Origin of the sequence: Rhizobium sp. SG570 (assembly GCF_012275345.1) — a bacterium.
GTDB classification, from domain to species: domain Bacteria; phylum Pseudomonadota; class Alphaproteobacteria; order Rhizobiales; family Rhizobiaceae; genus Rhizobium; species Rhizobium lusitanum.
Genome location: NZ_JAAZQI010000007.1, coordinates 92784 through 115727 on the forward strand (window position 1 = coordinate 92784; position 22944 = coordinate 115727).

Annotated in this window: 17 protein-coding genes and 1 pseudogene; 13 read left to right on the forward strand and 5 right to left on the reverse strand. The window is 59.3% G+C overall.

The genetic code is table 11. The features are described from left to right. The first annotated feature begins 2 nt into the window (after nucleotides 1-2). A complete protein-coding gene (locus tag FHT28_RS15885) occupies nucleotides 3-1307 on the forward strand; it encodes a threonine/serine exporter family protein (protein ID WP_168596706.1) in 1305 nt (434 codons plus the stop codon). Continuing rightward, nucleotides 1300-2760, forward strand: coding sequence for a class II fumarate hydratase (fumC, locus tag FHT28_RS15890; protein ID WP_168596707.1), 1461 nt, complete (start codon nucleotides 1300-1302; stop codon nucleotides 2758-2760). Before FHT28_RS15885 ends, fumC begins: the two co-directional genes overlap by 8 nt. Before the next feature lie 892 nt (nucleotides 2761-3652). On the opposite strand, the gene FHT28_RS15895 is transcribed toward fumC, so the two are convergent. Both FHT28_RS15895 and FHT28_RS15900 read right to left on the reverse strand, forming a co-directional pair. Continuing rightward, entirely contained in the window at nucleotides 3653-4144 is a 492-nt protein-coding gene (locus FHT28_RS15895) for an AraC family transcriptional regulator (protein ID WP_168596708.1), read from the reverse strand. A 232-nt stretch (nucleotides 4145-4376) separates the two neighbouring features. After that, nucleotides 4377-5285, reverse strand: coding sequence for an AraC family transcriptional regulator (locus FHT28_RS15900; protein WP_210255768.1), 909 nt, complete (start codon nucleotides 5283-5285; stop codon nucleotides 4377-4379). A 209-nt stretch (nucleotides 5286-5494) separates the two neighbouring features. Here FHT28_RS15900 and FHT28_RS15905 point away from each other — a divergent pair, with 209 nt between their 5' ends. Further along, the gene (locus FHT28_RS15905) at nucleotides 5495-6046 is read left to right on the forward strand and encodes a hypothetical protein (RefSeq protein ID WP_168596709.1); all 552 of its coding nucleotides are present in this window, start codon (nucleotides 5495-5497) and stop codon (nucleotides 6044-6046) included. Between the two features lie 617 nt (nucleotides 6047-6663). Here FHT28_RS15905 and FHT28_RS15910 read toward each other — a convergent pair. Next, nucleotides 6664-7173: a hypothetical protein gene (locus FHT28_RS15910; protein WP_168596710.1), complete on the reverse strand. Its 510-nt coding sequence runs from the start codon at nucleotides 7171-7173 to the stop codon at nucleotides 6664-6666. 258 nt (nucleotides 7174-7431) lie between these two features. After that, nucleotides 7432-7965, reverse strand: a complete 534-nt coding sequence (locus tag FHT28_RS15915; protein WP_047640260.1) for a hypothetical protein — start codon at nucleotides 7963-7965, stop codon at nucleotides 7432-7434. A 432-nt stretch (nucleotides 7966-8397) separates the two neighbouring features. Here FHT28_RS15915 and FHT28_RS15920 point away from each other — a divergent pair, with 432 nt between their 5' ends. The 3 genes and pseudogenes from FHT28_RS15920 to FHT28_RS36185 form a co-directional block, all read left to right on the forward strand. Further along, nucleotides 8398-11064, forward strand: coding sequence for a winged helix-turn-helix domain-containing protein (locus FHT28_RS15920; RefSeq protein WP_168596711.1), 2667 nt, complete (start codon nucleotides 8398-8400; stop codon nucleotides 11062-11064). A 10-nt stretch (nucleotides 11065-11074) separates the two neighbouring features. Beyond that, complete coding sequence (locus tag FHT28_RS15925) at nucleotides 11075-12268, forward strand: MFS transporter (RefSeq protein WP_168596712.1); 1194 nt, start codon at nucleotides 11075-11077, stop codon at nucleotides 12266-12268. Nucleotides 12269-12377: 109 nt separating this feature from the next. After that, nucleotides 12378-12500, forward strand: a pseudogene (locus FHT28_RS36185) (integrase); the annotation flags it as partial. Nucleotides 12501-12713: 213 nt separating this feature from the next. On the opposite strand, the gene FHT28_RS15930 reads toward FHT28_RS36185, so the two are convergent. After that, the gene (locus tag FHT28_RS15930) at nucleotides 12714-13469 is read right to left on the reverse strand and encodes a GntR family transcriptional regulator (protein WP_168596713.1); all 756 of its coding nucleotides are present in this window, start codon (nucleotides 13467-13469) and stop codon (nucleotides 12714-12716) included. 128 nt (nucleotides 13470-13597) lie between these two features. On the opposite strand from FHT28_RS15930, the gene FHT28_RS15935 reads away from it, so the two are divergent. The 7 genes from FHT28_RS15935 (at nucleotide 13598) to FHT28_RS15965 (ending at nucleotide 22398) form a co-directional block, all read left to right on the forward strand. Next, a complete protein-coding gene (locus FHT28_RS15935) occupies nucleotides 13598-14920 on the forward strand; it encodes a M20/M25/M40 family metallo-hydrolase (RefSeq protein ID WP_112442407.1) in 1323 nt (440 codons plus the stop codon). A gap of 12 nt (nucleotides 14921-14932) precedes the next feature. Beyond that, nucleotides 14933-16483, forward strand: a complete 1551-nt coding sequence (locus tag FHT28_RS15940; protein ID WP_168596714.1) for an ABC transporter substrate-binding protein — start codon at nucleotides 14933-14935, stop codon at nucleotides 16481-16483. A gap of 112 nt (nucleotides 16484-16595) precedes the next feature. Further along, nucleotides 16596-17543, forward strand: coding sequence for an ABC transporter permease (locus tag FHT28_RS15945; protein ID WP_047557640.1), 948 nt, complete (start codon nucleotides 16596-16598; stop codon nucleotides 17541-17543). Continuing rightward, on the forward strand, nucleotides 17536-18366 hold the full coding sequence (locus tag FHT28_RS15950) for an ABC transporter permease (RefSeq protein ID WP_047557407.1): 831 nt from the start codon (nucleotides 17536-17538) through the stop codon (nucleotides 18364-18366). Before FHT28_RS15945 ends, FHT28_RS15950 begins: the two co-directional genes overlap by 8 nt. A 1-nt stretch (nucleotide 18367) precedes the next feature. Continuing rightward, a complete protein-coding gene (locus FHT28_RS15955; protein WP_168596715.1) occupies nucleotides 18368-20005 on the forward strand; it encodes an ABC transporter ATP-binding protein in 1638 nt (545 codons plus the stop codon). A gap of 23 nt (nucleotides 20006-20028) precedes the next feature. Beyond that, complete coding sequence (locus tag FHT28_RS15960; protein WP_047640265.1) at nucleotides 20029-21249, forward strand: M20/M25/M40 family metallo-hydrolase; 1221 nt, start codon at nucleotides 20029-20031, stop codon at nucleotides 21247-21249. A gap of 6 nt (nucleotides 21250-21255) precedes the next feature. After that, a complete protein-coding gene (locus tag FHT28_RS15965) occupies nucleotides 21256-22398 on the forward strand; it encodes a Xaa-Pro peptidase family protein (protein ID WP_168596716.1) in 1143 nt (380 codons plus the stop codon). The last annotated feature ends 546 nt before the right edge of the window (nucleotides 22399-22944 follow it).

Genomic DNA, 22944 nt, shown 5'->3' on the forward strand with positions numbered 1-22944 from the left:
ATATGGCCCGGGACAAACAAGCCGTAGATCCTCGGGCCTCTGTCCCGGCGGCTCGCGCGGCCCACCTTGCCGCGCGTATCGGCCGCCTTCTCTACATGAATGGGGCCGATACGCGGCATGTCGCACATAACGTCACCGAGATTGCCCGGCACCTTGGGCATCCTGCCCACGCCCTGGTCACCCCGGAGGGCATCCTCGTTACCGTTGGAACCGAGGAACAGTTCAGCACCAAACTCGGCCATGAAGTGGCCGCGACCGGTGTGAACATGGGCAAGTTGCTGGAGATCCAGCAAATCGCCGATGATATCCTCCTGCGCCGAGATGGCTCATTCGAGATCGAGCGTCGGATCGATGACGCCGAACGAAATAGTCATGGCTATCCCGAGTATGTGGTCATCCTGGGTGTAGCGGTGACGACCGGCTCCCTGGCCATGTTGTTCGGTTCTTCCTGGACGGTGGCGCTGGCATCTTTTGTAACAGGCTTGGTCAGCACCCTTCTAAGGCGGCGCCTGCCGGAGCTTCTACCGAACCCCTTCGCGGTCACTTTCGCTGTGGCCATCATCAGCGGCCTTGTCGCAGTCTTTGCATTACGGCTGCGGCCGGAGGAATCGCCGATCCTCGCGCTGACGGCAGCCGGGATGATCCTCGTTCCGGGTGTCCCCCTCATCAACGGCATTCGAGAAATTGCCACGGGCCACGCCGGAAACGGCATTGCCCGGCTGACAACGGGGATAACCCTCGTCCTAACGATCGGCTTCGCGCTCTATGTGGTGGGTGTTGTCACGGGCGCCAAGTTGCCGGTCGATGTGGGGCCGGGCATGCTCCCGGTCCCCGAAGATCTCTTGTTCTCCGCACTCGCAGCCATCGGCTTTGCCTTGCTCTTCAACGTTCCTGTTCGGGGCATCGCCTTCTGCGTCATCGCAGGAATGGCAAGCCACGGACTGCGCACCGGCCTGGAGGAACTGGGCATAAACCTCCCGATCGCCTCGCTGATTGGTGCCATAGTTGCCGCACTGATCGCGAGATTGGCGGCATCCATTCACCAGGTGCCCGCCGTGGTGTTTGCCTTTCCAGGCGTCGTCGCAATGATCCCAGGATCATTCGGCTTCCGCGCTGGTATCGGCGGCCTCGAGATTATGTCTCTGGGCGCCAAAGCTCCGCTTGACCTCGTCGCCAACACATTCTCGCTCGCCATCATCACGACAATCACCACCATCGCCATTGCCATCGGCCTGGCGTTGCCGCTCTCGGGCTTCCCGAACGAGCCTTCACCTGCGAACTCACGAAAGGACCAAGACCATGAATGACACCACAAGCAGCCATCCGGTGTTGCAGGACATTCCCATCGGCCTCAACGCGACTGGCGAACGCACCGAGTTCGACAGCATGGGCGAAGTAAAGGTTCCTGCTGACCGTTATTGGGGGGCGCAGACGCAGCGATCACTGCTTCACTTCAATATCGGTGGCGATCGGATGCCGAAGGCTGTTTACCGTGCCTACGGTGTCGTCAAGAAGGCGGCGGCTCTCGTTAACGGCCAGTCCGGTAAGCTTCCGGGCTGGAAGATGGACGCCATCGTAAAGGCCGCCGACGAGGCAATCGCCGGCGATCTCGATGCGCACTTCCCCCTCTTCGTATGGCAGACCGGCTCGGGCACCCAGTCCAACATGAATGTCAACGAAGTACTGTCGAACCGGGCGATCCAGCTGCTCGGCGGAACCCTCGGCTCGCAGCATCCGGTCGGTCCGAACGACGACGTCAATATGGGCCAGTCTTCCAATGACAGCTTTCCGACGGCTATGCATATCGCCGCGGTGACCGCGATCGACGATCGGCTCATTCCCGAACTCGAGAAGCTGGCATCGACGATCGAGAAGAAGGCAGCTGGTTGGATGGACGTGGTCAAGGTTGGCCGCACCCATCTCGAAGACGCGACACCGCTGTCGGTCGGGCAGGAATGGTCCGGCTGGGCCGCCCAGATCCGCGCAGTCATCGCCGAAATCCAGCATGCACGCGAGGGCCTGCTTGAGCTTGCACTCGGTGGTACGGCCGTCGGTACCGGCCTCAATGCGCCGGCGGGCTTTTCGGTCAATGTCGCGAACAAGATTGCAGAACTCACCGGAAAGCCGTTCGTAACTGCACCCAACAAGTTCATGGCGCAGGGTTCGCTCGATCCCATGGTTCGCGCCTCGGCCGCGCTGCGCGGTGTCGCTGTCTCCCTCATGAAGATCGCCAATGACATGCGCTGGCTCGCCTCCGGCCCGCGCTGCGGCTTTGGCGAACTGAAACTGCCGGCCAATGAACCGGGCTCTTCCATCATGCCCGGCAAGGTCAACCCGACACAATGCGAAGCGATGGTAATGATCTCGATCCAGGTGATCGGCGACGACACCGCGACCGCATTCGCCGGCAGTCAGGGCAATTTTGAGCTCAACGCCATGCGGCCGATCATCATCAATAATTTCCTGCACTCGGCGGCAATTCTGGCCGACGGCTGCGAGAAATTCCGCACCTATTCAGTCGAAGGCACGGAGATCGACCGGGATCGGATCCAGTCCTATGTCGATAATAATCTGATGTTGGTCACCGCGCTGTCTCCGGTTATCGGCTATCAGAAGGCCGCCCATATTGCCGAAAATGCCGTCGCGACCGGCTCGACCCTCAAGGCGGCCGCGCTTTCATCCGGTTTCGTGACCGAAGAGCAGTATGAGAAGGTTATCGTTCCCGGAAACATGATTGGCAGCGGCTTGGCCGGCGCCTGATCGATCACTTACAGCAAATGCAGCCGTCTCCAGGTGGAGAGACGGCCGCAAAGTAGCCAGGTTTGCAGCGCCGCAACTAGATCACGATACTCGTCCAGCGACTGGCTGCACAACTTTTCCGGAAGGCCAGCAATTACGCGCACTAAGGTTGCAATCACAAGCGGATTGTCCCAAAGTTAACAACGTTTAACTGTTTGGAAAATTTGCGGTAATCAACCCGGAGCTAATGTCCCACCCACGGTCATGCATATCAGACATAGCAGCTGACCGTTCGAAAGGATCACGACCATGATGATGAGCACTCGTCAGTTTGTCACCGTAGGTCTCGTCGCCTTGACGATCGCCGGCACGGCTGTCGCCACCGCTTCCTAGGCCGAAGCACATAACAATTTCGGACGCGGCCTTGAAGCCGGTTGTTCCTCCTCCCGCCGGTCCTGCAGGATGCATTGATCCACGACAGGAGGATCCAACCGTATATCCCGAGCTTGACCTTGGCGGGACGACGCCAGACGGAACCGTGCTCGAAGGCACTTTCAATTTCCTGGCAGTTGACACTCTCGCTCCGGCAGATCTGGCCAGGGCAGAATTCACGATCGATGTCTTGACGTTGAACCGGGAGATCATGCCCGTAGCCCGCAAGAGCGCCTACACCGGGTTTCGGGCGCGCCTCCGCGAATATGTCGAAGAGAAAGAAAATGGCGCAGGCGCGAAGAAACTGACCGAATTGCGCAAGGGTGTCCTTGATGACCGCCACCTGACCGTCTTCTCCGAAATGCGACGCCAGCGCCAGTTCCTGCCAGATATTCTCGTGCTTTTCGAAAGGACGCCCGAGGCCATCGACTGGCCGGTGATCCGCCGCGTCCGGACACACCGCAGCCTTCCCGGACATCCATCAAGCTGCGATGCGCGCCGCAGCCAGACGCTTCTGCTTTTGACGCCAGGCTGTCGGCGTTGTCGCTGCCACCCTGCGAAATACGCGCGACAGGTGCGCCTGATCGGCAAGGCCGCATTCGAGTGCGACTTCGCAAAGCGGCATGCCGTCTGCGATCAGTTGCTTTGCCCGCTCAACACGACGAGTAGTGATATACACGTGTGGGGAGGTGCCAACGCTACGCTTGAAGGCTGCAGAGAAATAGCTGGTGCTTAACTTGGCCAGTTCCGCAAGCCCGTCGAGGCAAAGCTTTTCATACAGACGCGTATCGATATGGGCGGTCACGCGCTTGACCTGCCAGGGCGCCAGCCCACCCGACGTCGGCTTGGTGACCTGCTCCGGCCTTATCTCAGATACATACGGCACTGCGTCCGGGAATGCGCCCTTCGCGGAAATTCCGCCGACGTTGGAAAAGTTTAAGACGCGCTCAGCGCTGATGGTCTGGAACGGCATATCGATCTCCGATGCAACTGATGAAGCACTTGATGGGAGCGATAGTGCCGGTCAGGCAGATGCATCGAAACTCAACTGAGATACATGTCGGATGGCTCTCCGTGTGAGGCAGTGATACCTAAGTATGGTAGGATTCGCAGGGGCCATTACGGTAGCGCGCGACAATCTGCCGACCCGAATAACCGGCAATCGAGGAGTCACAACGTGCCAAGCAGAGACCGATAGCCTTCGGTCAGGAATTGCGACGCCACGTCCCAGGTGACACACCGACGGCAGTCGTGAAAGCGCGCGTGAAGTGGCTCTGATCGGCAAAACCACATGCTGTCGCGACGTCCAACAACGGCAGTTCGGTGGTACGAAGCAATTCGCACGCACGCGAAATCCGCTCGCTCTGCAGCCATTTGTAGGGCGTCATCCCGGTCGTCTCGCGAAACGCGTGGATGAAATATCCGCGCGAGAGATTGCAAGCCTCGGCAACGTCCAGGATCGAGATATCCCCCTTCAGATTTTCGAGCAGTATATTTTTCGCCAGGGCCTCATGGGCACGGGATAGCTTCCGGATCCTCTTCACGGACGGCAGTTTCCCACCATACTCCTGCACTATGTGCGTGCCGATCGCGGAAGCCAATTGATCGACAAAGAGTTGGCTGGCCCGTTCCGGCCGCTCCAGCGCAGGGATCAAAGTCTTGACCAGATTGGCAAGGACTGGATCGCTGTATGCCGTCTTGACATCGAGGGAAAAGACACCGGAGAGGTCGCTCTCCTGGGCGATGCGTTGCAACGAGGCTGGCGAAATCTCGAGCAACAGGAAGTCGAAGGGTCCCCCCAGGTCGGCCTTGTAAGGGTCGGCAAGATTGCGGATATACATCGAATTTTCCGCAAATTCGTAAGTCGTGGCATGGTGCTCGTGGAAAATCCGACGGGAATGGCCACTAGTTGTCGAAATCCCGATGACGAAACCACGATCGCTGGCTGCGGTCGTCACCTGATCAAGGGTTAGCTTCTTCGTACCCTTGCGGAAGAATCTTATATCGGCGCCCTGAACGGTCTGGTTCTTGTAAAGCTTGTCGAAGGGGCAACCGAAGCTGTCCTGGACCTGATCGGCCTGCGCCTTTGGCCCAATGGCGGGATTATGGTCCAAATCGCTTAGCTCTCTTTGGTCTAGGACGGGGCCGATCAGATATCATCCGATAGGAGGAACGGCCAACCGCTATATGTTGGCCGATTTTGCTCTTCGACGCCATAGCGGCAAAGGGATAAGGCGAAAAACGCGGCAACAATATACAAATCGGCGCTGGACAGACTGTTGCGAATTTGAATGATGGCCACGGGATTTTAGTGAGAAGAACTTTGGCAACAGGTGAAGAAGTCGCCGATTGTTTCGGCGCAAACAATGCCCGCTCTCTTGTGACTAGGCCGTTGCAGGGCGCAGAACTTGCCATCACGCATCTATCGCGTGACTACGACGAAGATGATCCGCCGGTCGTCTTGCCTTCCGATGACGCATTTCTCGTTGTCCTTTACCTCATAGATGTTGAGCATCGCGATCTTTTTCCAGATCGTCCGGCCGCGCCTTTGAAACGGTATCCGAAGGGTTCAATATGCTTGATCAGTCTCAAACAGGGGGCCGCGATCGCGATCCGAGGACGGTTTGAAGCTATCGTGTTCCACATTCCCCGCCAGAACCTCATCGAACTGACTGAGCGAGCCGGCCAGCCCCCTGTCGACGACTTGGCGACTTGCAGGGGGATCGAAGACCAGACGATTGCAGACCTTGGAGCCGCGCTGATCCCCCTTTGTCACTCGAGCGGCGGGGCGGAAAGACATTCACTACCCCATATCGCCTTGGCGTTGTGTGCCCATATTGCCCATCAATACGGGCGTTCGGCCCGTCTGAACTGAAGCCTCCTTACGCTCACCGCAAGCGCTTGGTCCTCACCTCAAGTCAGCTCTGAATTCGTGTGATCCATGACGGCGATCCGAAAGCCTTGTTGACCGATCCGCCGAGCGAGCGGTTCAGAGACTTCCTCAGGCACGCGCATCGACCGATCCGGCATTTCGGGCAGATTGATGTGTCAAGACTTTCCTTTCGACGCGGCACGATGCACGGGCGACCGTTCGCCCTGAACACGGCCGCGTCAGATCGGCCTATACTAAGGTGCCATAGCGTTACACCATCGGGCGATTCCGCCGACACCATCCAAATCGTATCTTTCACGGCGAAGCGAACAGTTCTGAAGCAGTGATCCGTCGGAGGCCGAAACAAGGCCACCAATCGCCGGACAGCTTTCAGCTTCAGAGCATGTTTGAACCCAATCCGGTCTTCCCTGCTGCCGATGCGCGGCCTGATGCGGAACGACCGGCATGCCAGAAGGAATGCGATCATGATCATCAACGAACGCGCACCGAGCATACTCCTGCTCATCACGCCGCTTTGCGCATCGGCTATCTTCCTACTCGATATTCTCGGGCCGATGTCGCCGTTCTCGAGCGCCCTTTACGTGCCACTCATCCTGCTTTCAATCCTGGTGTTTTCTGCCGCCGGCGTCGCCTATACCGGGCTTGTCTGTTTCGTCTTGACGATTGCCGGCTTCGTTCTCTCCCGAAATGATGGCTTCGACCGGGTCAGCTTTCTTGACCTCCTCATGATTCTCGCCGTGGTAGTCATTACCACGGCTGTCTCCTGGGCTATCGCGCGTCGCAATCGTTGATCCTCTCATTTCCAGATCTGCGGCGACCAGATGGCCTTCGACACCGGCAACAAATCCGTTGGAGAGCTGCCAGTTGTAGCCACCGAAACCTCCCAGCCGCCAACCATCGAAGCTGTCGGAGCCGAGACCCCTGGTCTTGCCTGTACCCCAGCCATAGCCGGTGTGGGCGCCGATATATGCGCCACTCCAGTCGAAGGGTGTGGCTGCATCGACAGCCACAGGAGCGGTAGGAATCTGGTCCACGGCATCGACCGCGAAGGCCGAGGTCGATGCTGCGATCGCAGCAGCGGAAGTTACCAGAAAGAAAAGTCGCTTCATGGGTATTGGTCTCCGTATCATTTCTCGAAGTGTCATTGAGAAGCGACTGCTGAAAGGTCACTGGCCAGAATGTCACTTGGCGAAGAACCACTGATCGTCGGCCAGTAGGCTTGAAGATTTCGATTGTCTCTAAAGGCTTTGCGAGAATTGAAGCAGCCTGACAAAAAAGCCCGCGCAGAATGAGATGCCGCAAGCTTTTCGATGACGAAGGGCGCCGGAGAAATAAGTGAATTCCGGGACAGACCAGCGCTTTGCGGCCTATTGGTCAATTGCCGGATTTGGATTTGCGGTGGCCCGGACTAGATTGTAGTCTCTCGATTGATGCCAGAACGCCAACATCTGGGGAATCGTTCTGTCGAATATCTTCTTGGCTTCCGCGATATCCTGCAGGCAGATGTATTGGCGGGCCGTATGCAAATTTATGTAAAGCGCGGTAAAGCGATCTGTGAGTTCGCCGATATCTGTTCCTTGATTGTCCGCGAGTAGTTTGAAAATTTCGCTGTGCTGAAGTGTCGACCAGTTGCGAAGGATTTCGCCGTCCTGCTCGAATGTCACCCGCACCGCTGTAATCGCACCAGACGCATCATGCTCAAGCTGAATTTGCACGCGCTGGCGGCTTGCAGGAACGTTTCGTGCCCGCACCATTTGTTCAATCTCGCAGTCAGTTCCTAAGGAGGCCACCTCTCTAAGAGCTTGCCGGATTAACCGGTATCCCCGCACATCGATCGTTGCGCAACTTCCATCTTGATCTTGCAACTTCTGGATCAACTGATTGCAATCCGTCTCACTCATGGCAATCTCCGTCAGAGCTGGCTGGAGGAGAGAATAGCTCAGGTGCGTCGGACAAAGGTGCAAAAAACTGTAAATTTTTCACATCCCAGGGGCGATCGGCGGCCAATGCACTCCCGCATAACATGCAATCACTCAGGCGATAGATCGCTTGCCCCTGCTTTTGAAAAGTTCGAAACCTCCAATTCCGACACCTCGGCGGTCGGCGCTGCGCCCCTTCAACGGCCTAGCTGCGGCCTCCATACATCCAGGAACCTATACTTACGTATAGTGCCGCCCCGATATCATATCTGACAAGGATAGAAAAAATCAGGATGCGACGCCCAAGTGCCCCCTTTCCCAGACGACAATGGCGATCGCTCGGTAGCGTCCTTTGGCCCTTTCCGTTTATCGCTAACGAACAGACAGCTTGCGAAATCAGGGGCCCCAGTCACGATGGGTGGCCGCGCGCTCGAGATCCTGATCGCGCTGGTGGAGCGCGCTGGCGAGGTTGTTTCGAAACAGGATCTGATCGCGAGCGCATGGCCCAAGGTCTTCGTCGAGGAGGCTAACCTTCGGGTGCAGGTGACTGCTCTTCGGCGCATTCTGGGCGACGGCAACGACGGTCAGGCCTTTATCCAAAACGTTGCAAGGCAAGGCTATGTCTTTTCCGGCCGAATTCAGTTCTCCGGATCAGAGACTGGGGGAGATGCGCAGGAGCAGCCAGGACTTTCGACATTTCATAACCTCCCCAGCCCGCTGCAATCCGTAATCGGCCGTGAAACAGTCGTCGCTCAGTTGGTCATGCATTTGGCCGGAAGGCGCCTCGTGACGATTGCGGGGACTGGTGGTGTTGGGAAGACGACAGCTGCGATTGAAGTTGGACGGGCCCTGCTTCACGAGCACGACGCCGTCATCGTCGTAGACCTCGCCCGCGTCACCGACGCCTCACATGTCGCCAGCACTATCAAAGCCGCAATATCCTCAACTCTAATGATCCAGCAGCAGCCATTATCGGAGCCGCTGCCAATCCCCTCCTCTCTAATCATCCTCGACAATTGCGAGCATCTCCTGAAAGCAACAGCGGAGGCTGCGGAAGAGCTTCTGCGCAATTCACCGGAAGCAAAAATCCTGGCGACCAGTCGCGAGCCACTGCGCGCTGCCGGCGAACTGGTCTTTCGCCTTTCCGGTCTAAAGGTGCCGCCTCTCGACGATGGCAGCTCATTGGTGGACCCGCTTAGTTTTGCGGCGGTTCGTCTTTTCGTAGAGCGCGCTGCATCGGTCCTTGGAAACTATGTTCCCCAGCCGCCGGACATTCCGATCATTATTGAGCTGTGCAGGCGATTTGAAGGAATGCCACTGGCGATCGAACTTGCTGCCGGCCGTGTCGACGCCTATGGGATCAAAGGCCTTGGTCAGCGCCTCGATGACGCGTTTCAGTTGCTCACGACCGGTCGGCGCACAGCTCTTCCTCGCCATCAGACCCTGCAGGCGACGCTGAATTGGAGCTTTGATCAGCTTTCGGACAGCGAGAAGACGACCCTTGCGAGAATTTCGGTTTTCCCGGGCCTTTTCTCTCTTGATGCCGGCGCTGAGCTCGCATCGATCGCGGAACCTATTTGGAGCACGACCGACGACATCGCGAGCCTGGTCATGAAGTCGCTGGTGAACGCGGACTTCACGCAAGAAATGCCGCATTACCGTCTCCTGGAAACGACGCGAGTTTATGCCCGGGCCAAACTTCGAAAGCGTGGCGAGTTCGACCGTCTCAGCAAACGCCATGCAATATTGGTTCAGGCGAGGCTAGAGAAAATCGGTCGAGACAAGGGCCATACAGCAAGCCCTGATCGTATAAGTGCGTTCGCCACATTGGTCGATGATCTTCGTGTTTGCCTGGCTTGGTGCTTTGGCCCGAATGGCGACACAGAACTGGGTGTCGAGCTTGCGATCGCCTCCTCGACCGTCTGGTTTGAGCTATCGCTTGTCAGCGAGGCCCGCATTTATTTCGAGCAGGCGATCGCCGCACTCGAGCCAACCAGCCAGACCGACCCCGCCCGGGTGATATCGCTGTTAAGTTCATTGGGTACGGCCCTGATCTACACGATCGGACCCGGACCCGAAGTGGACCGACTTTGGGCCAAGGCCGCGCGGATTGCTGAAGCGTCCGGTGACCCCTCACTCATGCTCGATGCATTTTACGGCACATGGCTTTCTGAGATAGCTGGGGGTGAGTATCGCAGATCGCTTGCAACGGCCGAAACGTTCCGGGTCTTGGCCCACGCCAAGGCCGAAAATATCCCGGGAGCAGCAGTTCGGATCGGGGATCGATTGCTGGGTGTTTCGCGACTCTACGTCGGGCAAGTTTCCGGTGCTTGTGAAAGCCTGGAAGCCTATATTGATAGCCAGTCCCCGCCGCTGAGCCCAATCGTAAGGATGCAATACGATCAAAGCGCAAGCGCACGGGCCTACCACGCCATGACGATGTGGCTACTTGGCCGACAAGACGCAGCCTTAGCATCAGCTGCCAGCTGCGTCGAGGATGCCCGGTTGCGCGGGCATACGACCTCCCTTTCTCTTGTCCTGGTCGAAGCCGGGTGTCCTGTGCCGTACTACAGCGGCGCCCTTGATATTATGGAAGAGCGAGTGGACCTGCTTCAATCGATTGCCGGAAGACAGACCTTTGGACCCTGGCGAGCATGGGGCGGTTGTTTCCGTGGCGCTCTCTCATTCGGGCGAGGCAGGTTGGAGGCGGCAATCGAGCAGCTTTCGATTGGGCTCGAAGAACTGACCCGCACCAGATGGCCGGTCCGACGGACATTTTTTTTGAGCATTCTTGCTCAGGCGCTCAATAGTCATGGTCGCTTTGATGAAGGGGGTCGATGCATTGAGGATGCCCTTGCGATGTGCGCTGCAAGCGGCGAGGCTTGGCACCTGCCCGAACTTTTGCGGGTGAAGGCCGAGCTATTGCACCGGGTGTCTCCTGAAGCGGCGTTCACATTACTGCAGCAAGCAAAATTGATCGCACAGCAAAACATGATGGTTGCGTGGCAAACGCGCTGTGAGGAGACGACATCGCTGATGTCGCTCACCCCTGAAGGCCGCCCTGCCGGACAAGTCCCATAGAGGAGATGCCGTGACCGAACAATCCTCTCCAACCGCTTCGCTGAACGCCGCGAGTACAACAGTCCGGCGCGGCACATTTTCGGTCGACATCATTCTGGCCCTGGTTGCAATGGCCGGCCCGCTCTATGTCGATATCATGCCGGCCATCATCGCGACCCTTCGTTCGGAATACTGCCTGCGCCCGGATCAGGCAGGCTTCGTGGCCGGTGCGAATGGCTATGGCTCGATGCTTGGCGCGTTGCTGGCCTTGTTTCTCGTATCACGCGTCCCATGGCGCGCGTTTCTGATCGGCCTTCTCGCGACGTTGATCGTTGCCGATCTGGCGACAATGGCAGTCCATGACTATTATTGGATGCTCAGCATTCGCTTCATCCACGGACTTGCCGGCGGCCTGCTTGCGAGCGTTGCCTACGCGCTGATGTCTCAGACCGCTGACACCCGGCGTAGCTTTGGCGTGCTGTTCGTCTTCCACTTTGGCTTTGGTGGTATTGGTATAGCCATGTCGTCGTTCTTCGCCGGCAAGATGCACAGTGGTATCGTCTTCGGTATTCTGGCGGCCTTCGGAATGATCGCCGCCGTAATAGTGCCCCTGCTCCCCCAATTTCGACAGCCGGGTCCTTCATCACGATCTCGCTCTGCCGCCTTGACGGAGTGGTTGACACTACCGCTCATATTGAAGGTTTGCGGGATTTTTCTTTTTCAAGCAGCCAACCTCGGGCTCGGCGCTTTTATGATCGGGATTGCTGCGGATCTTGGGCAATCTCGCGCCTTCGCAGGCCTTGTGGTGGGCTTGGGCTTGACTGCCGGAATTCCGGGATCGCTGCTAATGATCCTCTTGAGTCGAAAGTTGGGATGGCGGCCCGTAGCCCCCGCATTGCTCATCGCCGGCGTGGCTAAGACACTCGTGCTCGTTGGAACGACTCCTGCCGCCTTCGCGCTTTCTGTATCTTCCATCTACTTTACCATGGCGGTGGCGCTACCCTATGTGCTTGCAGCCTGCGCGACGGACGACAAAGGCGGGCGTGGTACCGTCCTGGGCGGCTTAGCTTCAAAACTGGGGCTCGCTTGTGGTCCCGTTGCAGCTGGATTTCTCTATGCTCAAGGGTCGAGCCACTTGGTCGTTACGGCCGGACTTGCTTCTGCGATGGCGGCTGCTGTATTCGCATTCTCGTTTAGATTGGCGGATACACGCGGGAATAACTGAGTGATCAACCAAACTAGCGGCTGCCGTAGTTAGCTCTAGAAACCCGACATTAATTCGTTGTAGATGCTTACCCAGCCTACCGGCGAACCAAGTCCTCTTAGGGCACTTCGCTGCTCGTGGCATTCCCCTCCCTGAGGCGATGGAGCAATCATGACATCGCTCCGTGCAGCAGGCATCGGCATATTACGATAGTCCCACGCGCCGAAGCGGCAGGGCTGCTCGCCTGCTCTAGGTGCGTTTCCAAAATTCCTAAAGTCGACAAGAAGGCCAAGTCTTCGCGCTGGTCGCCACAGCACCCGCATGTGTGATCGCTGTGCGTAAACTCATTGAGGCTTGAGCAAGGCGCAGTTTCGCCGGCGTCATATTGACCGAGAGAAATTCTTGTATTCGACACGTTGACAAGTTCGCCAAATCCGAAGTGTCGGAGAGATATGTGTCCGGAGCGCTATTGCACCTCATGTACATAGCGGTGACTTCTCGTTGTGGCCCGATGGCGCGCGACAAGGACCGGGGCGGCGGACTGATCGTAGGACACCTCATCGATCGTCAGCACGGCGTCCGGCAAAGTGAGTTTCAGCAGGCGGGCATCGTCTTCCGTCGCAAGCGTTGCCGCGATCTGTTCGCGAACCGCGGAAATGCGGATGCCATAGCGATCGAGAAGAAACAGATAAAGCAGCGCTGGAATGTCCTCTTTCTTCTCGGGGAACCCCGGAAGCAAGTGCGCCCGAAGCGTGATGATCTCATGCATGACCGGTATCCCGCCAACGCTGCGCAGGCGATGAAAGCTGATCACCTCCGTCGGACTTTCCAGTTGCAGGCTCGCGCTCTCGTCCCGGCTCGCCTGGCGCTTCTCAAGGGACAGGATTTCCGAGGTGGAATTCTGCAGCGAGCCGTCGAGGCCATGAAGACGGAAATACTGAAAGAAGAAGCGCAAGCTGTGTTGCGGCGTGCGCCCCGTCACCACCGTCCCCGTCTTGCGCCGGCGGCTCAGCAATCCCTCATTGGTCAGATCCGCCAAGGCCCGTCGGATGGTGCCGACCGCCACTCCGAACATCTGCGATAGCGCGATCTCGCTGGGCAGGACGGTTCCGGCCGGCCATTTGCCCATCATGATCGCTTCCGTGATCTGTCGTTTGACCACCTCGTAGAGCGGCAGGGAAAACTCCGCCGCTCGCGATGTGTCCGCTAAAAAATTGGGCATTTCGCGCAATTAATTGCCTCTTATTTGGAGTTGACTCGCGGAAGGCGAGGAAGCATCATTACTATATAGTTTATATGAATAAGACAGCAGAGCAAACCTCCATTTCGCACATCTTTTCGGAACTCAACGTGAGCAATCAAGCCTTATCACCCCAGGCGATATCATTTGCAAATGCCTTGGAAGCAGTCGAACGCGATGTCGAAAAAGCGGTCGAGGATCTGGCAAGGATGATCGCCATCGACACCTCCTTCCCCCCTGGCACGGGTTATCTTGCCTTCGCGGAGCTGATGGAAGAGCTGTTGAAGCCGTTGGGCTTTGATACCAGACGCGTCACGGTACCGGATGCGCTGTGGCGTGTCGCCAATGGCCCGGCTTGTGGAGAGCGCGTCAATCTCATCGCCGAGCGTCCGGCAAACAAGCCGGTCTGCGGCCTTTATTACCATGTGGATACCGTTCCTGTGTCTCCCGGCTGGCAGCGTCATCCGCTGCGCCTGACGCGTGAGGGAGACCGGCTTTTCGGGTTGGGCGCCGCCGACATGAAGGGGACGATTGCCGCAACATTGCTTGCGCTGCGCGCTGCGGAGGAGCACGGCGTCGAGCTTGCCTACGATCCAATGCTGCTGCTGTGCACAGACGAGGAAGGCGGGCTTTATCCCGGTATCCGCTATCTTGCCGAACAGGGCATGCTCAAGGGGCACATCGTCAATTTCAACGGTTCGGCCGCGCCGCGCATCTGGGCCGGCTGCTTCGGCGTCTTTCATCTGCAGATCACCATCAGGGGGCACGCCGTTCATGCGGGCGAAGGCAATCGTACCGGCTCGGGCGTCAACGCCATCGAGGGCGCCCTTCCCCTCCTCAATGCGCTTCATGCGCTGAAGCCGAAGATTGCTGCTTTCGAGTCCAAACTGCCGCCACCGCCCCATGCGAGCGGTCCACTGCGGCCGCAGCTGTCCATATCCGCCGTCAATGGCGGCACCTCAGGCGGGCAGGTTGCAGCCGAGATCAAGATCCTCGTCAGCCGTCGCTATGCTCCGGAAGAGAGCTATGAAGCCGCGCGTACCACACTCGAGGATCTGGTACGCGCATGCGTGGCGCAAACGCCGGGGGTCAGCTTCGAGATCGACCTCGTCGGCCACCTGATCCCCACGGCAGATCCCGACGGTCCCCATTGGCCACGCTGGCAGAAGGCGCTGAGCCTCGGCTTCGGCTACCAGCCTGATGAATTCAGCAAGTGGGGCGCCGCCAGCTGCTCGGATTTCGGTTACGTCCAGCAGGCAGGCGTGATGCGGGAGATATTGCTTGGCGGGCTCGGGCGCCCCGAAAGCTGCATTCACAGCCCGGAAGAACACACGACAACGACGGATATCATCGCCCTGGCGAAAAGCATTCTCGCCTATCTCGCGCGCGATTTTTCCGCCGATCTCATTCCAGACTATTCCGCGTCAAAATAAGGGGAACACCAGATGCTGAAGTTGAACCGACGTCATTTTCTGGCCGGAACGGCGGCGCTCCTGACCGCGCCGTCTCTCGGCCTTGCCCAGACCGCCGCGCCCGCCAAGGGCGGGACATTGCGGATCTCCGTCGACCAGGCGGCAAGCGTGATCCATCCGCTTCTGACCCGCGTCAATCCCGAATACATGGTCACCGAGCTGCTCTACAGCAATCTGACGCGGCTGAAGGTTGACATGACCATCGAGCCGGACCTTGCCGAATCCTGGAGCGCAAACGATGCGCTGACCGAATGGACGTTCAAGCTTCGCGCAGGTGTGAAATTCCATGACGGCTCGCCCTTCACCGCGACCGACGTCGTCGAGACCTTCAAGGCGATCCTCAACCCGAGCAATGCGTCTCCGGCCCGCAACAATGTCGGCCCGATCGCCGATGTCACGGCCGCCGACCCTCTGACCGCCGTCTTCAAGCTCTCCGGTCCCTATGCCGACTTCCCGGTCGCCATGGCCTATACGGTGGCCCGCATCATTCCCGCCTCGATCGCGACCGGCGATCTCAAGAAGCTTTCGACGACAGCGAACGGCACCGGCCCCTTCAAGCTCGTGTCCTATGAGCCCGACCGCCTGATCGTCGTCGAGCGCAATCCGGACTATTACGACCCGAAGCGTCCCTATCTCGACCGCGTGGAAATCCAGATCTTCCCGGATATCTCGGCGCAAACCTCCGCACTTCTGGCCGGCGACATCGACGTCGTCTCCACCGTCCAGCCCACCGAATATCTGCGCATGAAGGACGCCCAGGGTGTCAACGTATTGCGCGTTCCCTCCGGCCAGTTCTGCAACATCAACTTCGGCTGCGACTCCAAGCCCTTCAACGATCCTCGCGTCCGGCGCGCCCTGGCGCTGACCGTCGACCGGCAGGCCATGGTCGACTTCGTGACCGAAGGCTTCGGAACACCGGGCAACGACACGCCGCTGAACTCCTCCTACCATTTCTACACGGACCTGCCGCTGCGCCAGGCCAATATCGAGGAAGCAAAGAAGCTGCTGAGCGAGGCAGGCTATCCCGACGGGTTCGAGGCCACTCTGATCGCTTCCGACAAGCCGAGCCAGCGGACGCAGCTTGCCGTGGCGCTTCGCGAAATGGCCAAGGAAGCCGGCATCAGGATCAACGTCCAAACGATGCCGCATGCCACCTATCTCGATCAGGTTTGGAAGAAGGGCAGCTTCTATGTCGGCTTCTACAATATGCAGCCGACGGCCGATGCCATCTTCAAGCTTCTCTACACCTCCGACGCGGCCTGGAACGAGACGCGCTGGAACAACGCGGCCTTCGACAAGGTCGTCAACGAAGCACGCGGGATCACCGACGAGGCCAAGCGCAAGGCACTGTATGCGGAGGCGCAAAAGCTGATGAACGAGGAAGTCCCCTCGATCATCCCCGCCTTCTTCGACGTGCTCGCGGCTAAACGCGACTGGGTCTCGGGCTATGAGGTCCATCCCCGCGCATCCGTCTTCCGCCTCGATTACACCACCTTGACCGACAAGGCGCCGAAGCGGAGCTGACCTCGCGGTCAAGTCGACATAGGCGTTGCGCGTCGTCTTTGGACGCGCAACGCAGCCCAAAGGCCGGCCGCGCCATCCGCAGCCGGCCGCAGGAACGCCGGGGAACAAGTCTTTGTCACCGCACTATCTCATCAAGCGACTGCTGATGATCGTCTACACGCTCTTCGTCGTGTCGCTCGTCGTCTTCGCCATTACCCAGGTCCTGCCGGCCGATGCCGCGGTGATGATGCTGGGGGAAAACGCCACCGCGCAGGCCCTGGACGCCCTGCGCCAGCAAATGGGGCTGAACGACCCTGTGTGGATGCAATATCTGCACTGGCTTACCGGCATTCTGCACGGCGATTTCGGCCAGTCGCTGCGCACGGGCCAACCCGTCGGCCCGGTGATGTTCGAAGCGTTGGGACGGTCGCTACTGCTCGCCTGCCTGTCGATCGGCCTGATGCTGGTGCTCGCCATTCCGCTCGGCGTTATCGCTGCGATGCGGCGCGGCCGCCTGACCGATATGCTGGTGAGCCTCGTATCCTATGCGGGCGTTTCGCTGCCTGAATTCGTGACGGCGACAGTGGCGGTGCTGCTCGTCTCCGATTGGCTCAAATGGCTGCCCGCGACGGGCTACGTGCCGCTCACCGAGAATTTCCTCGATGGCCTCGCACATCTGGCGCTGCCGGTCTGCGTCATCTCCATCATCCTCATCGCCCATGTCTCGCGCATGGTCCGCTCGGAACTCGTCGATGTGCTGCATACCGACTATATCCGCGCGGCACGGCTGAAGGGCCTCTCCGGTTCACGCGTTCTGTTCGGCCATGCCCTTCGCAACGCGTTGCTGCCAACCATCACTGTCGTTGCGCTGGATGTCGGTTATCTGCTCGGCGGTATCATCGTCGTCGAAGAAATCTTCGCCATTCCCGGCATCGGGCGTCAGCTCATCGTCGCCATCCAGACGCGCGACCTACCCTCCATCCAGGCCGGCGTCCTCCTCATGGCGGCCACCTATTCCATCGTCAATTTCGCGGCCGACCTTCTCTATGCCTGGCTCGACAAGAGGATCCAATATGGTTGATCTTCTCAAGCGGCTGTTGCGTACGCCGCAGGGCGCCACCGGCCTGATCCTCATCACTCTGGTGTTCATTGTCGTCGCATTCGGCCCGTGGCTCGCCCCCCGCGATCCCGAAGCCATGTCGATCCTTGCTCGCTACAAGGGGCCGAGCATGACCTTCCTGCTCGGAACGGATCAATATGGCCGCGACATCCTAAGCCGGCTGCTGATCGGTGCCCGTGCGACCGTCATCACGGCGGTCGTCGCGACGCTCGCCGGAACCCTTGCCGGCGCCCTCATCGGTACGGTGTCGGCCTATCTCGGAGGTCGCGCCGATGAGATGATCATGCGAACGATCGATGCCATCATGTCGATCCCGAACCTTCTGTTCGCGCTTCTGATCGTCAATCTGCTCGGCTCCGGCAGCGTTAATGCGCTGGTGGCGGTCGCCGTCGCCTTCGCGCCCGGCATGGCGCGCATTACCCGCAGCGTCGCTCTTTCCATCCGCAAGCAGGACTATGTCAGTGCCGCCATAGCCCGCGGCGAAAGCTCGTCCTACATCATCCTGCGCGAAATGCTGCCCAACGTCATCGCCCCGATCATCGTCGAGACCACCATCCGCATCTCCTTCGCGGTGATGCTCTTCGCGACGCTCAGCTTCCTCGGGCTCGGCGCACAACCCCCTGCAACGGAATGGGGGCTGATGATCTCCGAAGCGCGCCAATACATGCATATCAGCGCCGGCATCCTCATCTGGCCGAGCCTGGCGATCGCGATCGTCGCCGTCGGCTTCAATCTGCTCGGCGATGGACTGCGCGATGCCCTCAACCCGCGCACGGGAGGATGAGATGAGCGAACCCGCCCAAAACAGTGTTCTACAGATCCGCAATTATTCGCTCGACTATCTGACAGTGAACGGCGTCTTCCACGCATTGAGAAATATCGACTTGGAGATCGCAGCCGGGGAAATCCTCGGTCTCGTCGGCGAATCCGGTTCTGGCAAGACCTCGCTTGCCTGGTCGATCATGCGTTACCTGCCCGACAATGCCCGCGAAGTCGGCGGCGCCATCCGGCTGCGGGGCGAAGATCTCGCGGCGAAATCGCCGGCCGAAGTCGGCCGCATGCGCGGCAAGCAGATCAGCATGGTGTTCCAGGACCCCGGCACTTCGCTCAACCCTACCCTTTCGCTTGGCACGCAGCTGACGGAGGCGCTGAGACGCCATCGCGGCCTGACGAAAAGGCAGGCATGGGGCGAAGGGGAAGCCATGCTTGCCCGCGTGGGCTTGAAGAACCCGACCCAGATGATGCAGCGCATGCCGCATGAGGCATCGGGCGGCGAGAAGCAGCGTGTCGTCATCGCGACCGCCTTTGCCTGCAATCCGCAATGCATCATCTTCGATGAACCGACCACGGCGCTGGACGTGATCACTTCACGGCAGATCCTCGATCTGTTTCTCGATCTTCAAGCCGAGACCGGCGTCGCCTCGCTCTATATCTCGCACGATCTGGCGCTGCTCTCCCGGACGGCCAAGCGCGTGGCGGTAATGCGGCGCGGCGAGATCGTCGAGCAAGGCACGATCGACGATATCTTCCGAGCGCCCCGCCAGGATTATACGAGGGAGCTACTTTCCGCCGTGCCGCAACCCGCCAAACGGCTGGTCGTGACGCGCCCCTCCTATCAGGCCAAGCCGCTGATGGAGGTCGAGAACGTCAGCGTGCATTACGGCCGCAAACCGTTTCTCTCGGCGCTGACGGGCCGCGCCTTCAAGCGCTTCACCGGCAATCGCGCCATCAGCCTCACTGTGCAGCCGGGCGAAATCCTCGGCATCGTCGGGGAGTCCGGCTCGGGCAAGTCGACGCTGGCCAAGGCGATGACCGGGCTCAACCCGTTCGAGGGAAGGATGACCTTCGCCGGACGGACGATCGCCGGACTTGCCGATATGGATAGGTCCTATCGCAGGGATGTCCAGCTTATCTTCCAGCATCCCGACGCCTCGCTCAATCCGCGGCAGAAGATTCATGAAATCCTCGCGCGGCCATTGAAACTCTACGGCGCGGGTGACGGCGGGTCCCTGTCGCACCGGATCGGCGACCTGCTGGAACAGGTTCGCCTGCCGCGCACCCATGCCGACCGCTATCCGCACCAGCTCTCGGGCGGGGAGAAGCAGCGCGTCGCCATTGCCCGCGCCTTCGCCTCGAAACCGAAGCTCGTCATCTGCGACGAGATCACCTCGGCGCTGGATGTCTCCGTGCAGGCCTCGATCGTGCAGCTGTTGCTGGAACTGCACCGCAAGCACGGCACGGCCTTTCTCTTCATCACCCACGACCTCAATCTCGTTCGCCAGATCGCCCATCGTATCGCCGTGATGTACCGCGGCGACCTTGTCGAGATCGCACCATCAGACGAAATCGCCAGCCCTGACCGCGCCGACTATACCCGCCAGCTGATCGCGGCGGTTCCGGCGCTCGCGGGCACATCCTTCTAGAATTGCAGAGCAAGGAGCATACAATGGACCCGAAATCGCTCGTCGGCACAATCGACGAGAAGAGCTGCCTCGACTTCCTGTCGAACATGGTACGCCAGAAGAGCCACTCCCAGACCGATGGTGAACGCGAACTCGCCCGCATCATGGCCCGCGAGATGGCTGCGATCGGTCTCCAGTCCGAGCTACAGCCTTTCGAGGACGGTCAGCGCTTCAATGCCATCGGACGGTTGAAGGGATCGGGCGGCGGCAAGAGCCTGCTGTTCAACGGCCATCTCGACACCAATCCGGTAACAGAAGGCTGGACCGTCGATCCCTGGGGCGGCCTCGTCGATGACAAGTTCATTTACGGCATCGGCGTCTCCAACATGAAGGCGGGCGACGCGGCCTATTTCTGCGCCGTCAAAACGCTGCTGAATGCCGGTGTGAAACTCAAGGGCGATATCATCCTGACCTATGTCGTGGGTGAGCTGCAGGGCGGCGTCGGCACGCTCGCCGCGATCCGCGGCGGCATCAAGGCCGACTATTTCATCAATAGCGAGCCGAGCGACCTTGCAGCCGTGACGATGCATGCGGCAGCGCTGAGTTTTGTTATCGAGCTTACCGGCGACACCCGACATCTTTCCAAGCGCGAGCAATCCGTCGATGCCATCGCTGCCGCCTGCGACATCATTCCGCGCATCAACGCGATGACCTTCAGCGGCGCGAAAAGTGAGGTGCATCGCTCGATCAATCGCGGCCATGTCGGCGTCGTCCATGGCGCTCTCGGACGCGATCTCCAGGAATGGCGGCCGCCACAGGTCTCCGATTTCGTCCGCATCCGGGGCTCGGCCCGCTACGCGCCCGGCCAGACGCAGGAAGGCGTTCTTGCTGATCTCGCCGGCGAACTCGTCGAACTTGAGAAGCGTTTTCCGGGGCTCAAGGCCAAGCTGGTTCCCGAGATGATCGAGGGGCGGCCGCTGATGCCGCCTTTCGAGGTGTCGCCGACCTCCCGCATCGTCACATCGATCAATGCGGCCTATGAGGCCGTGCGCGGCGAAAAGCAGCCGACCGGTGCGATCACTCCGACCCGCTTTTACGGGACGGATGCCGGTCACCTCTATCACGAGCTCGGTATGGAAGGCATCGTCTGCGGTCCCGGCGGGCGCTACAACACCATGCCGGACGAGCGGGTCGATATCGTCGACTATCTCGACATGATCCGCGTCTACATGCTCACCATTCTTGACATCTGCGAGATGACCTGAGGCCGCATGTTTCCTCGTGACGAATATGACTGGCGGATCGCCAAGGCACACGCCGCAATGGATGCCGCAGCCGTCGATCTCCTTCTGATCGACAGTGGCGAGCTGCTGGCTTGGCTGACGGGCTATACCGTTTCCGAAACGATGTACCGCGCCGCCTTGCTTCCACGCCAAGGACAGCCGTGGTTCGTACTTCGCGAACTCGACGAGGTGCCTTGCCGAAAAAAGACCTGGATCGCGGATGTGATCGGCTTTGCAGATATCGATGATCCTCATCAGGCCGTCGCGGACAGCATTCGCGCCCATGGCTTCGCTGATGCCCGCATCGGCGCCGATGTCAACGCCTACAGCTTCAGCGCCCATACGGCCGCCCGCCTCAAGGCATGCCTGCCGCGGGCGGAATTCATCGCCCTTCCCGGCATCAGCGACAGCTTGCGCTGGATCAAATCGCCGCGTGAAATCACGGTTCTGAAGGATGCATCTGCCATCGCCGACAAGGCCATGCGGGCAATTGCGCAGAACGTCCGCGTCGGCTCTTCGACGCGCGCTGCCGCAGCGACTGCGGCCGCGACTTTCCTGCTCGAGGGCGCTGATAGTGGCGAGACCGGCCCGATCGTCAAAGCCAGTGGCAACCATGAATTTCTGCACGGCGCCTTCAAAGGCGAACTGCTCGGTGTCGGTGATATTCTGCATGTTGAGCTTATTCCACGGGTCGACGGCTATGGGGCCCGGCTGATGCGGCCCATCGCCATCGGCGACACGACCGTCAAGCTTCGGGATATCGCCGCGCGCATCCTCGCCGTGCAGGACGAACAGATCGAGGCCATGAAACCCGGCGCCTTGGCCCGCGACGTCGATGCCATCACGCGCCAGGGTCTGATCGCGTCCGGCTTGAGGCCGCGCTATGACAATGTGACGGCCTATACACTCGGCCTTTACACTCGCACGCCGCGTACCAGCGATTTCTCCCGGGTTTTCCTGCCCGACGCTGATTGGCCGCTTGAAGAAGGCATGGTTTTCCACGTCTATGCAACAGCCGCCCGGCTGGGCTTCAGCGAGACGGTCGTGGTGACGCCAGAGGGCGGCAGACGGCTGACTGCAACCGCCCGTCAACTTCTCACCGCCCATCAATCCGGATTTCAACGAGGATGAGGTGCATTCGCTCGAATTTGTTCCGAGGAGTAAATTACACAGGCCGACAGCGCTCGCTTTGAAAGAATTTGAATTGTGGACACGTAAATAGCTCGACTTCTTCAAGCTGCTGGCGGTGACGGATGGGTGCCTTGAGCAAGAATCGCTAGATATCGCCTACGGCCGAAAACTCGATCACGTTCGTGGCCTGCCACCTCATCGACTATTCCCAAACGCTCAAGATCTGCTGGCGAACCTTCATTGAAGCGCGAGCACATTATCCTGCTGGAGCAAGAAAGGATTAAACGAGCCACCAACAAGCTTCGCTGATTTCAACGTCGGAAACAGGCCGCCTAGGTCCACAAACAGGCGGCCCCGAAATTCCAATCCCTCCATGGCCAAGCCGTCTTAAATCGTTCGCTGTCGGATAATCCTTCAGGAAATTCCAGACCCTTTTGAACGAAAGGCGCGCCCTTTGCCTCATAGCTCCGTCTTGTAAAATCCAACTATGGTACGGCAGAAATCGCTGTGCTACCGTTCGATAAATTCGAAATTCTTAGCTTTTTT

Coding starts and splice junctions, on each gene's coding strand:
- FHT28_RS15885 (WP_168596706.1), top strand. CDS start 3: ATGGCCCGGGACAAACAAGCCGTAGATCCTCGGGCCTCTGTCCCGGCG.
- fumC (WP_168596707.1), top strand. CDS start 1,300: ATGAATGACACCACAAGCAGCCATCCGGTGTTGCAGGACATTCCCATC.
- FHT28_RS15895 (WP_168596708.1), bottom strand. CDS start 4,144: ATGCCGTTCCAGACCATCAGCGCTGAGCGCGTCTTAAACTTTTCCAAC.
- FHT28_RS15910 (WP_168596710.1), bottom strand. CDS start 7,173: ATGAAGCGACTTTTCTTTCTGGTAACTTCCGCTGCTGCGATCGCAGCA.
- FHT28_RS15915 (WP_047640260.1), bottom strand. CDS start 7,965: ATGAGTGAGACGGATTGCAATCAGTTGATCCAGAAGTTGCAAGATCAA.
- FHT28_RS15920 (WP_168596711.1), top strand. CDS start 8,398: ATGGGTGGCCGCGCGCTCGAGATCCTGATCGCGCTGGTGGAGCGCGCT.
- FHT28_RS15930 (WP_168596713.1), bottom strand. CDS start 13,469: ATGCCCAATTTTTTAGCGGACACATCGCGAGCGGCGGAGTTTTCCCTG.
- FHT28_RS15940 (WP_168596714.1), top strand. CDS start 14,933: ATGCTGAAGTTGAACCGACGTCATTTTCTGGCCGGAACGGCGGCGCTC.
- FHT28_RS15950 (WP_047557407.1), top strand. CDS start 17,536: ATGGTTGATCTTCTCAAGCGGCTGTTGCGTACGCCGCAGGGCGCCACC.
- FHT28_RS15955 (WP_168596715.1), top strand. CDS start 18,368: ATGAGCGAACCCGCCCAAAACAGTGTTCTACAGATCCGCAATTATTCG.
- FHT28_RS15960 (WP_047640265.1), top strand. CDS start 20,029: ATGGACCCGAAATCGCTCGTCGGCACAATCGACGAGAAGAGCTGCCTC.
- FHT28_RS15965 (WP_168596716.1), top strand. CDS start 21,256: ATGTTTCCTCGTGACGAATATGACTGGCGGATCGCCAAGGCACACGCC.